The 11,979-nt window shown below is 35.4% G+C and carries 13 protein-coding genes; all 13 read left to right on the forward strand.

Annotated features, from left to right (window positions below; translation table 11 throughout):
* Positions 1-15 precede the first annotated feature (15 nt).
* Genes B0B05_RS10225 through B0B05_RS10285 form a run of 13 tightly spaced genes read left to right on the forward strand, consistent with a single transcriptional unit; the run spans position 16 to position 11,816 of the window.
* Positions 16-1,167, forward strand: a complete 1,152-nt coding sequence (locus B0B05_RS10225; protein WP_076783551.1) for a glycosyltransferase family 4 protein — start codon at positions 16-18, stop codon at positions 1,165-1,167.
* A gap of 55 nt (positions 1,168-1,222) precedes the next feature.
* Positions 1,223-2,092, forward strand: a complete 870-nt coding sequence (locus B0B05_RS10230; RefSeq protein ID WP_076783552.1) for a beta-1,6-N-acetylglucosaminyltransferase — start codon at positions 1,223-1,225, stop codon at positions 2,090-2,092.
* A 16-nt stretch (positions 2,093-2,108) separates the two neighbouring features.
* A complete protein-coding gene (locus B0B05_RS10235) occupies positions 2,109-3,116 on the forward strand; it encodes a glycosyltransferase family 2 protein (protein ID WP_076783553.1) in 1,008 nt (335 codons plus the stop codon).
* A 29-nt stretch (positions 3,117-3,145) separates the two neighbouring features.
* Positions 3,146-4,153 (forward strand): glycosyltransferase family 2 protein, encoded by a 1,008-nt coding sequence (locus B0B05_RS10240; protein ID WP_084173932.1) that lies wholly within the window; start codon positions 3,146-3,148, stop codon positions 4,151-4,153.
* A 2-nt stretch (positions 4,154-4,155) separates the two neighbouring features.
* Positions 4,156-4,389: a hypothetical protein gene (locus B0B05_RS10245; protein ID WP_076783555.1), complete on the forward strand. Its 234-nt coding sequence runs from the start codon at positions 4,156-4,158 to the stop codon at positions 4,387-4,389.
* Positions 4,390-4,407: 18 nt separating this feature from the next.
* The gene (locus tag B0B05_RS10250) at positions 4,408-4,971 is read left to right on the forward strand and encodes an acyltransferase (protein WP_076783556.1); all 564 of its coding nucleotides are present in this window, start codon (positions 4,408-4,410) and stop codon (positions 4,969-4,971) included.
* A complete protein-coding gene (locus tag B0B05_RS10255) occupies positions 4,968-6,050 on the forward strand; it encodes a DegT/DnrJ/EryC1/StrS family aminotransferase (protein WP_076783557.1) in 1,083 nt (360 codons plus the stop codon). Before B0B05_RS10250 ends, B0B05_RS10255 begins: the two co-directional genes overlap by 4 nt.
* A gap of 2 nt (positions 6,051-6,052) precedes the next feature.
* Positions 6,053-6,691, forward strand: a complete 639-nt coding sequence (locus tag B0B05_RS10260) for a NeuD/PglB/VioB family sugar acetyltransferase (RefSeq protein ID WP_076783558.1) — start codon at positions 6,053-6,055, stop codon at positions 6,689-6,691.
* A complete protein-coding gene (locus tag B0B05_RS10265; RefSeq protein WP_076783559.1) occupies positions 6,684-7,553 on the forward strand; it encodes a glycosyltransferase in 870 nt (289 codons plus the stop codon). The genes B0B05_RS10260 and B0B05_RS10265 overlap by 8 nt, the downstream gene beginning before the upstream one ends.
* Entirely contained in the window at positions 7,550-8,575 is a 1,026-nt protein-coding gene (locus B0B05_RS10270; protein ID WP_076783560.1) for a glycosyltransferase family 2 protein, read from the forward strand. Before B0B05_RS10265 ends, B0B05_RS10270 begins: the two co-directional genes overlap by 4 nt.
* Before the next feature lie 16 nt (positions 8,576-8,591).
* Positions 8,592-9,773, forward strand: a complete 1,182-nt coding sequence (locus B0B05_RS10275) for a glycosyltransferase (RefSeq protein ID WP_076783561.1) — start codon at positions 8,592-8,594, stop codon at positions 9,771-9,773.
* Entirely contained in the window at positions 9,760-10,677 is a 918-nt protein-coding gene (locus B0B05_RS10280; RefSeq protein ID WP_076783562.1) for a glycosyltransferase family A protein, read from the forward strand. Before B0B05_RS10275 ends, B0B05_RS10280 begins: the two co-directional genes overlap by 14 nt.
* A 2-nt stretch (positions 10,678-10,679) precedes the next feature.
* Complete coding sequence (locus B0B05_RS10285; protein WP_076783563.1) at positions 10,680-11,816, forward strand: glycosyltransferase; 1,137 nt, start codon at positions 10,680-10,682, stop codon at positions 11,814-11,816.
* Positions 11,817-11,979 lie beyond the last annotated feature (163 nt).

Here is an 11,979-nt window from a genome sequence, read left to right on the forward strand (position 1 = left end):
AGAGGTTGATTAGAGATGAGAATAGTTTATTTTTTTCCAAGCCTTAAAGATTCTGCAGGTACAGAACGGATGCTGAATGTCAAAGCCAATTACCTGGCAGATGTCCTGCACCATGAGGTGACCATTATTACCTACCGTCAGTTTGACGACCCGGTGTTTTTTGAGTTTAGTGATAAAATTAAGTTGATACATTTTAACATTCCGGATCCTACTTCAAAGCTAAAAGGCCTGGGTTATTGGGAAAAAAGGAAACAGTATAAAAACTTTATGCACGCCTATCGCAAAAAGGTGGAAGCATACCTGCTCAATAATCCCACAGATATAGCCATCTCAATGTATTTTGGGGCAGAACATAAATTTTTGCCGCTCATCCAAGACGGTAGCAAAAAAATATTGGAGTACCACTTCCATTTTGATATTACCCCACTGAGCAAAAAGTTGAAAGCCAAATGGATTCTCAAAAACCTGAAGATGAAAATCCAGACCGCTATGTTCCAAAGGACACTCAACCGATATGACAAGATTGTAGTGCTTACACAGCAAGACCAGGAAGAGTGGGCAAGATATTTCTCCAATGTCACCAATATCCCGAACCCCATAACAATAACGCCGATGAAGGCAGATGTTGAGGCCAAAAAGGTATTGGCTGTTGGGCGCTACACCTACCAGAAAGGCTTTGATGATTTGATTAATGCATGGTCAATCGTGGCAAAAGATTTCCCGGACTGGCAATTAGATATTTATGGAAGTGGTGAACTGGAGGAGGATATGAAAAAACAAATCAAAGACTTAAATTTAGAAGAAACCGTTCATCTTTTCCCACCGAGAAAGGATATTAACCGGGTTTTTGCAGCACATTCCATCTTTGCGCTTAGCTCAAGGTTTGAAGGGTTTGGGTTGGTATTGTTAGAAGCACTATCCTGTGGGTTGGCTCCTGTTGCGTTTGCGTGTAAAAATGGCCCCAAACAGATGATGGGCGACAGCCAGCTAAAAGAGTTTCTGGTAACGCCCGGTGATGTGCCGCAGTTGGCAGGGAAATTAAAGCAGCTCATGGCAGACAAAGAACTACGGGCTCAAACCTCAGAAGTAGCCGCTCAGGTAGCGCAGCGATATGCATTAAGCAATATTATGGAACGATGGGAAAATTTATTTAAATCTATAAATTAAAAAAGTTAATGTCCACTGCTTGTAAAAAAATAACAGCTGACTCATAAAGATAATTATGAATAAACAAGCTATACTTATAACAGCCTACAAGGATCTCTATTCGTTGCGCCAGTTAATAACTTTATTTGGTAATAATTTCAATTTTTACATCCATATTGACAAGAAAAGTAAAATTGATACAGACATTTTAAAGCAATTCGATAATGTTTTTGTTTCAAAAAAATATGAGGTAAATTGGGGCGGCTTTAACCATTTGAAGGCTATATTATTCCTGTCAAAAATAGCTTTGGAAAATAATGAAAATTCATTTTTTCATTTAATAACTGGGGAAGATTTTCCTGTAAAATCAATTGAAGAATTTTTAATTTTAGATCAGTCAAAAAATTATTTAGACTATTTTGAAGTTACTGGAGAATCTGGCAAAGTTTGGTTTGATAGGTTGAGTAGCTTCCATTTATATGATTTTTTCAATGCAAAAATTGAAAAACAAAAATATTACATAGACATTCTGGTAAGATTACAAAGAAAATATAAAATAAAGAGATCATATCCCGATGATTTTCCTAAAAAAATTTATGCAGGTTCTACTTATTGGAGTCTTAACAGGGATGCCCTTGAATATGTAATTAATTATCCTGATAAAAGTTTTTTAAATAGATTCAGATATACATTCTGTGCAGAAGAATTTTATTTTCAGACTTTGTTATTGAACTCACACTGGTATGATACTATTGTTAAAAACAACTTAAGATATTATGACTGGGATTCTGGTAGAGGCGGGTATCCGGCTTTTTTAGACGAAACAGATTTTGATAAACTGATCGCTCTAAAAGATTGTTTTTTTGCAAGAAAAATTAAAAGTGATTCTGTGTTAAAGGAGATGCTTGTTAAATATATTTCTTCGAATAGTCACAATAATATTTAATTAAACTTAGATTTATATGAACATCCTTATAAAAAGTTTTTACCGCCCTCATTTGTTAGACCGCTGCCTGCGCAGCATCTACGAACGGGTGAGCGACGCCAAAGATATAGAAATAACAGTCCTGGACGATGGTACACCGCAGAAATACCTCGATAAAATCAAACAGAAATACCCACAGGTAAAGTTTGAATTTTCTAAGTTCAGGGATGAAAAAATCAAGAAACTGGACTACCACCTGCAGGGCATCGAGCAATACCACGATGTAAGGATACCGACTGATCTTTGGTATGATGCAATAGCAAAGTCATCTGATTTTCTGATCATCACAGAAGATGATGTCTGGTTTGTAGATGATTTTAATATGCACTTATACGCGCAGGAGATGGAGAAATATAACATTCATCTACTCAAATTGGGCAGGATTTTAGAAAAAGATTCAGATATCATTCCGCATCATCAATTGACGGATACCATTTCATATCATCAGCCACACTTTATAATAAGGTCAAAAAAGTTTTATGGAATTTTGCTCAACAATACTGCACATATCAGGACATTCTTAGAGAGATGCCAACTTTTGCCAAAACGATGGGTAATGCAGTTGTGGGTAATGTATGATATTCCTATGGGAATGTACCGTAAAGATTATCTCTTGTTTCTGTGGAAAGATAAGTACAAACGTGTGATAGAGCAACTACAGTTAAAAAATGCGGTAGAATGGGCTTTTAGACATAAAGGGAAGTCAAAATATACCCTGATGACCAATCGTGTGATGGCAACCTCCTATCGCTCATCGGCTTCTTTCAATGCGTTTAATATCGAAGAAAATTTTGATTTAATTAAGTTTAATCATATCTTAAATGAGCTTTGGTTAAACGGGCAGTTTGATGAATATCAAAATTATCCCAATGATTTTTCGGTGGATTATATTTACAACATTCTGGCAGAAAAAGAAAATACAGAATTTGCCGAGCGATGGAAAAAGTGGACAGAAAGTTTTATAGAGATGCATAAAGAATCTTAGTCTGACTGAAGTTGTAATGTATAAGAGAAATGATGAAAAAAAAACCTGTTATATCTATTATTACACCCGTTTACAATACAAGTAAGTATTTAATAAAGTGTATCCAAAGTATCATAAATCAAAGCTTTTTTGAGTGGGAATTAATTCTTGTAAATGATGGATCGGCCGATGATTCTTTAAATATTTGTGTCAAATTTTCTCAGGAACATGATAATATTAAAGTCTTTTCTCAAGAAAACAGGGGTGTTTCAGCGGCTAGAAACTTAGGTATGCTTAATGCGGTAGGAAAGTATTTATGTTTCATTGATTCAGATGATTGGGTAGATAAGGATTACCTAATAACCTTCCTGAAAAGTACTGAGGAAAATGCCATGGTTGTTCAAGATTATAAAAAAATTCTAGATAATGAAATAAAAGTTGTTGAACATGTAAATGGTTATCACAATATACAATTTAGTTTGCCAAAAGATTTGAATCTTATTATCAAAGAATATCGGTATACTCAAGGATACTTATTCAATAAGATTTTTGAAAGAGAATTGATAGTTAATAATTCACTAGTGTTTGTCGATTCTATCACTATGGGGGAAGATGAGATATTTTATCAGAAATATTTACAATTAATTGGGAAGTTAAAATTTGTAGGAGCAGATCACTATAATTACGTCGAAAGAAAAAATTCTCTAACAACAAAACATGCTAAATTTGAATCTGAGTTTTTATATTGTTTAGAATGTAATAAGTTTTATCATTATATTTTAAAGAATGATAGTTCTGTGGATAATGTAAAATTTTTTCAGGATAAATTCAGCAGGAATTTTAATCATATCCTAAGAACTATAATTTATTGGAGTGATTACCCAAAGAAAGAAAGAATATTGTTTCTAAAGAAAATGCACTATTCATATAAAGACAGTTTTCAATTTCTTAAACCAGATACCATTTTAAAAAAAATAGATTACTTTCTTTTTAAAGCTAAACTTTTTAGGTTATTAGACTCTATATTAGTGTTCAAAAAAAAAATAATTAATTTGTAGTGATGATTGAACATTTTCACTTAAATGAACTTTGGCTCAACGGCCAGTTTGATGAATACCAAAACTATCCACACGACTTTTCTGTCGATTATATTTATAACATCTTAATCGAAAAAGAAAGTAAGGCGTTTGCGGACCAATGGAAAAATGGACACAAGGCCTGGAGCAGATGCGAGTGGATACAAGGCTGGATAATGTATGAAACGTTTCGCCTATATCTAACATCAGACATCTAAATCCTAATATTTACTCATATGTTTTACAAAATTTTTCTACTGACAGATAAACTCATCCAAAAAGCCAAAAAACATGAGGCCTACAAAGCTTTTCGGAGTAATGCCAAATCTCATGTGTCCCGGGATTTTAAATTAGGCCCCAATAATTATTACGACATCTCTTCATCAGCACAAATCAATATAGAAGAAAATGTCATGATTAATGAGTCAAATTATATAACAATAAAAGGAAATGCCAGGTTCTCTATTGGCAAAAACACTTACATCACAAGGGCAACAATTGCCTGCCTGGGAGAGATCACCATTGGCGAAAATTGTATCCTGGGAGAAGGGATGAAATTGTTTGATCACAACCATCAGTATAGCAAAGAGCCGTTCAGTGTATCTAAAACCGATTTTAATATTGGGTTTATCAGGATGGGCAATAATGTATGGACCGGTGCCAACGTAGTGATTTTAAAGGATGTCACCATTGGTAATAATGTCATTATCGGTGCCGGTTGTGTCATTCACAAAGATGTCCCGTCAAACTCTATTATAGTGAATAAACAAGATCATTTAATTAAAAAAATTATAGAATGATACCAGTAACCAAACCTTTTTTACCTCCCCAAAATGAATATCAACAATTATTAGATGGTATTTGGAAAAGACAGTGGTTGACAAATATGGGACCATTAGCAAGCCGGTTAGAAATGGAAATAAAAGATGTCCTCAGGTTAGAGCATTTATTATTTGTTACAAATGGGACTGTGGCTTTACAAATGGCAATCAAAGCTTTAGATATTAAAGGTGAAATTATCACAACCCCATTTTCATTTGTAGCTACAACTTCTACTATTGTTTGGGAAAATTGTAAACCAATATTTGTAGATATTGATAAGGATACATTATGTATTGATGCAAAAAAAATAGAGGACGCGATTACGGATAAAACAGAGGCTATTTTGGCAACTCATGTGTATGGCAACCCTTGTGATGTATTTGCTATAGAAGCGATAGCAAAAAAACATGATTTGAAAGTGATATATGATGGCGCCCATGCTTTTGGAGTAGAAATAGAAGGTAAATCTATTTTTGAGTTTGGAGATATTACAACTTGTTCTTTACATGCAACAAAATTATATCACAGTATAGAAGGAGGACTTTTAGTCACTAAGAATGCAAAATTATTAGCAAAATTAGCAAAAATCCGAAATTTTGGAATTTCTGGTTTTGATACTTTTTCTGATTTGGGAATTAATGGTAAAAACTCCGAGTTTCATGCTGCAATGGGACTAGTTAATTTGAAATATTTAAAAGATATTAAAAATAAGCGCAAATTGCTGAGTAATTATTACGATGAAAAATTAAAAAATCTAAAGGCCATAAGACCAACTTGGCATAAAAAATCAGAAAATAATTTTGCTTATTATCCAATAATATTAGAATCTGAAGAACTGTTATTGAAAATAAAAGAAAACTTAGATTTAAATGAAATTTTTACTAGACGGTATTTTTATCCAAGTTTATCATCCGCTTTACCTTATTTAGATAAAATAGATATGTCCGTTTCTGATGATATCGCTATGCGGGTTCTTTGCCTGCCTCTTTTTTATGATCTCACGTTAGAAGAGGTAGACTATATATCTAGATTAATGTTAAGAATCCAAAATAATTAGCGATGTTAATAGTAGGCGCAAAAGGATTTGCTAAGGAGGTGTTGGAAGTTTGTAATCAACAGAATGAATTAGAAAATCTTATGTTTTATGATGACGTTAACGATGATATAGGAAATCAATTATATGGACAGTTTCCTATACTAAAATCCATAGAAGATGCAAAAGAATACTTTCAAAATATAGACAATCGATTTACAATCGGAATAGGAAATCCTTCATTAAGAAAAATGATGTATGAAAAGTTTATAGCCATTGGAGGGGTTTTTACATCATTGATTTCTACTACGGCTATAATTGGACATTATAATGTAGAAATTATGGAAGGTGTTAATATCTTAGACGGCGTAAAAGTATCAAATGATGTTAAAATAGGATTAGGGACAATGATTTATTACGATTCTATTATTACGCATGATTGTTTCATCGGAAATTTTGTAGAAGTATCTCCAAATGTTAAAGTATTAGGAAGGGCTATCGTGCAAGATTTTGTTCATCTAGGAGCCGGTTGTATTATTTTCCCGGATATAAATATTGGGAAAAATGCTATTATAGGAGCCGGCGCTGTCGTTAACAAAGATATACCCGATAATTGTATAGCTGTTGGAGTTCCTGCAAAAATTATTAAAAACAGAAATGACTAAAATTCCTAAAATAAGCGTTTGTACCATAACCTATGGTCATGAAAAATATATTTCTCAATGTATTGATGGGGTATTAATGCAAGAAGGTAACTTTGAATTAGAATTTATTATTTCATCAGATAATTCACCAGATAATACAAAACAAATTATAGAAGATTATATAAATAATCATCCAAAAGGTAGTTGCATCAAATTTATAGACCGAAAAGAGAATGTTGGGATTATGCCCAATTTTTATGAAACAATTAATACTTCTACGGGAGACTATGTTGCGATTTGTGACGGTGATGATTTTTGGACTGATAAAAGTAAATTACAAAAACAACTTAATTTCTTAGAAAAAAACCAAAAGTATATTCTTGTAGGGCATAATGTAGAAATTTTTGATAATGAAACTTTAGACGTTTTGGATTCTAGTTTTCCCTTTAAAAAGATCGAAACGATTTCGGAGAATTTTATTTACCAAAAAAATTATATTCCGGCTCTTAGCATTATGTTTAGAAATGTTCATAAACTACCTAGTTGGATATTAGATTGCAGTATTGGAGATTATCCATTAATTTTATATTATTCGCAATTTGGCAAAATAGGTTTTATGAATGATGTCATGGCCAGCTACAGAAAAAACACCGGTTACCATAGCACAGTTGCCAAAGTTAAGCAGATTGAGATGCAAGAATTTAGTTTGAAGGTGGTCTTGGCTAAGTCAGAACTATCAAAACAGCAAAAGGAGTTGTTAAATTACCAGTTATTACAAATGAATATTAATAATTCATCATTTTTTAACTCTATAGAAAAGACTTTCAATGCAAATATTAATTACAAATTAAAACTAAAATTGATATTGAATAAACTTCTATGACCACAATAATAATCAAATCCTTCAACCGTCCGTATTATTTAGAGCGCTGTTTACAATCCATCTATTCTTGTGTAAAAGGAAATTTTGAACTCAAGATTTTAGATGACGGTACGCCTACAAAATACCTGGGGATTATAAAATCCAAATTCCCTGAGGCAAAAATTATAACTTCTGCTCAATATCCTGATAAAATCCAGGCGATTGAAGATCATATTACAATGGGGAAAAAAATAGATGGTTTTGCAATCCCGACAGATTTATGGTATAATGAAGTTAAATCTTCCGCAGATTATGTTTTGGTGACAGAAGACGATGTCTGGTTTACAGAAACGCTGGATATTGATAACATCGTGGCAGAAATGAAATCCTTTGCAAGCCCCCTGCTCAAGCTGGGTTGGTTAGGCAATGTGTCGGATGATAAAGAGCTGATGATTAAGAAATTATCTGCAAATATGAACCAGGCACAACCTGTAAAATTGTTCACAGCCAATAAGTGGCTGATGGATGTGTTTATGTATAACAAATATAAAATCTTTACCATTTTATACAAATTAGGTTGGGTGGATAATGAGACCAAACGTAGGTATTGGGCTATCAATTCTATTCTGATGGGCCTGTACCGGAAGGATTATTGGCTGGCTGTCTGGGAAGATGCCAAGGGCAAAGTGGACGAAAAACAGCAGCTGAGAAACGCTGCAGCCTGGTATCATAAAAATAAAAATGCGGTTTTTGCCAGGACCGGTCGGGAAGTGTTGAAAACAACTTTTAAATCCTCGGCAACAGGTTCGTACCATGAGTACGGCAATCATTTTGATGTTAATCGTATGAATTATATCCTGAACGAGGCGTGGCTAAGCAATCAGTTCGATAGTATGCAGAACTATCCCAAAGATTTTTCTGATGACTATATTAGGTCTTTTCTGGATCAGGAGGATCATCCCGACGCTCAATTCTCCCAATGGTATAAGTGGGCAGAGAAGTTTCGCCAACAATATAGAAGCTTAGGCGCGCAAGTAGAATAAAACGCAGATTGAATACATGAATGATCAAAAAATAAAAATCCTTTTCAGGCTCCGTTCGTTGGAGATGGGCGGCGTCCCGAGAGTGATCCTGGATCTGTTGCGGAACTTGCCCAAAGATCAGTTTGATTTGTCGCTGATGCTCAATCTGTATCAGGGCGAATTAATCCGAGAGATCCCTGCTGGTATCAAGTTGATTGTGGTAGAAAAAGGGAAAGAGCAGATGAGTCCTAATCCTTTTTTACATAAATTGCAATTGATTTGGCGACGCCTGAAGTTGGAGATTTATGAAAAATTCCCTTCGGTTTTGTACCAAATAAAAGTCAGGGAAAAATACGACATCGAAATCGCTTCCAGCTATGCAGAGTTTGATATGGTGCTCAGCTCACCCGATAAAAATTCGCGCAAAATAGCCTGGTTCCACACCGATGTGACCTATGATACCAATCAGGAAAGAGCCAGGGAACGGATAGAAACCATGAAAAAATTTGATCATGTGATCTTCTGTGCGGCGCATATCCGGGATGTGATCAAAAAATATTATAACGTCACTTATCCAGGCAGTTCGGTGGTGTATAATGCCATCCATACCGATGAGGTTAAAGAAAAAGCATTAGCGTTTGATGTTAATTATGAGGGACTCAAAAAGCCTGTTTTTTGTTCTGTTGGCCGTTTGCACAGCAGGAAGGGCTATCATACGCTGATTAATATTCACCGCAGGTTAATCGATGAAGGTTTTGAGCATAGTATTGTTGTTTTAGGCGATGGTGAGGAAAAAAATAATTTAACCGGACAAATCAATCAGTTGGAGGTACAGGACTCATTTAAGTTATTAGGTACAAAAATTAATCCTTACCCGTACATAAAAAATGCGGATTGTTTTGTATTGCCAACACGGTCAGAAGCCTATCCTTTGGTCATAAACGAAGCTTTAGCACTGGAAAAACCAATCATAAGCACCAATGTAGGTGGGATCCCGGAGATGATAGAGGATGGCGTGGATGGGATTTTAGTCAACGATAATGAAGAGGAATTGTATGAAGCCATGAGAAAAGTTTTTACACAACCTGAATTACTGGATATAATTAAGCAAAACACCAAAGAATCTTATAAAAAGCTGGATTCGCAAAAGATATATAATCAGGTAGCAGAGATTCTTGAAGAACAGTATCATTTAAAACTTAACAATGAACGAGGCTAAAATCACCATCATTACGCCAACATACAACCGGGCGCACACTTTGCCCAGAGTCTATGAATCGCTGAAGAATCAGACTTTCAAAGATTTTATCTGGCTCATTATGGACGACGGGTCTACAGATGCTACAAAAGTTTTGGTAGATCAGTTTCAGGCAGAAAATTTGATGCAGATTGAGTATAATTCTCATCAGAACCAGCATAAATTCATTACTGTTTTTAAAGGCGTCGAGAAGGTGGATACGCCGTATTTCATGGTGGTGGATTCTGATGATTCTTACCCTGCAAATGCTTTGGAGCTATTATATAAAGAGGTAAGTGCGGTCAAAAATCAAGATCAGTATATCTCAGTGATGGGTTTGTCACAATACCCAAATGGTGAGATTGTGGGGCATCCCTATCCGGGAAGTGGTTTTGATGGCAGTATTTTGGAAATGCGCTACAGATACAAAGTGCGGGGCGACAAGTTCGGTATTTTCATCACCAAAACCTATCAAAAATTACTGAAAGAATTTGATTATTCGCCTTATTTGGGCAAAGGATATATCCCGCAAAGTGTCTTTTTTAATACCTACGATGCGGCAGGGTACAAAACCCGCTTTGTTAATAAAGTGGTTAGGACATATCATTTTGATCAGGATGATGCGTCATCTGTTTCCAATACCCGTTGGACCGGCAAAAACACCTTTGGTTTGATGGAAGGTTATTTGTCATTTGTAAATTCCTATAGAAGACGGTTGCTGCGCTATCCCAAAGCGTTAGTCAGGAATTTGGTGGGCTATCAGGTTTACGCAATGGGTAATGGCATCGGTTTTTCTGACATGCAAAAGAAACTGAAAGCATTTAAAGGTCTTGCCCTTGTACTCTATCCGCTGTCATACTTCTACTATAGGAAGAATAAACCATAACAATGGAAAAGAAAAAGCTACTGTTTGTTTATTACAAAATGAACCGCGCCGGTGGGATCAATCGGGTTTTGACAGATTTGGTCAACGCTGTATCAGTAGATTATGATATTACCATTTTACTGCTAATGAGCGCTCATAAACCTTTTTATGAGTTGCGTCCTGAGGTGAAATTGGAATTCGTTGACGCATTCCACCACTGGGCATTCAGCAAAGTTTGTGTCTGGCTCGACAGGTATATGCGGTGGCTTCCTTTTCGGGATAAACTCAAATTTTATTTATACGATTTTGGTGCTTATAAAACCTTGGATAAATGGATGGATACACATGGTGGTGACTATGATACCATCATCAGTTGTATGTATAAATTGTCTGCCGGATTATCCATCAATAAGAAGGTCAATTACAAAACAATAGGCTGGGAACATAACAACTTCAGAGGAGGCGGGTGGCTATGGGGGTCGCTACGGAAAAACTATTCAAAAAAATTAAAAGCGGTAGTGGCAATTACGGCTCAGGCTCAGGATTATTTTCGCTCTTTAGGCGCCAACACAAAGTTGATTTGTAATCTGATGAACGATGAGGTGTACCAATTACCTTTCAAACCTGTTGAAGAAAAGAAAAACCAAATAGTCTTTGCCGCCAATCTCCATCCGGAGAAAAATGTCATGGGCTTCTTGCGTATCATCCAGCAGGTAGATTTGCCAAAAGATTGGACCGTGAAACTGATTGGGGATGGGATCCAGATGGGTTGGGTTGAAAATTTTATAAAAGAAAATCAACTGCAGCAGCAGGTTCATCTTTTGGGCAAAGTTCCTTTTGATGAGGTGATGCAAAACATGGCAGAATCTAAAATTTTCTGTTTAACATCGGTAAATGAGCCTTTTGGCCTTGTGTTGATAGAAGCCATGTTTAATAGTTGTGTGCTACTCGCCTATGATTGCGAGCACGGCCCTGCGGAAATCATCAATCAGAATAACGGATTTCTGATTCCGCTGCATGATGAAAATTGCTATGTAGAAGTACTCAGGGATTTAATTTCAAATCGGGGATTGATAAAAAAGATTAACAGGTCCGTATATCAGGATGCACAAAAATGGCAGAAAAGAGGCGGGCTGAAACAATGGGAAGAAATTCTTTAGCAAGCGCTGTGTTAATTTTTAGTTAGTTCTTATGCACCACGATATTTATCACACTCAGATCGCTGCTACAATGGAAGTGTGATCCCAGTAATGTAATTAATGTATTAGGGACTGCTCCTCAAGAGCGATAACTTTGTAAAAATTCAATAATGTGTTCCTATAA

It is taken from the genome of Epilithonimonas bovis DSM 19482 (assembly GCF_900108115.1).
Classification (GTDB): Bacteria; Bacteroidota; Bacteroidia; order Flavobacteriales; family Weeksellaceae; genus Epilithonimonas; species Epilithonimonas bovis.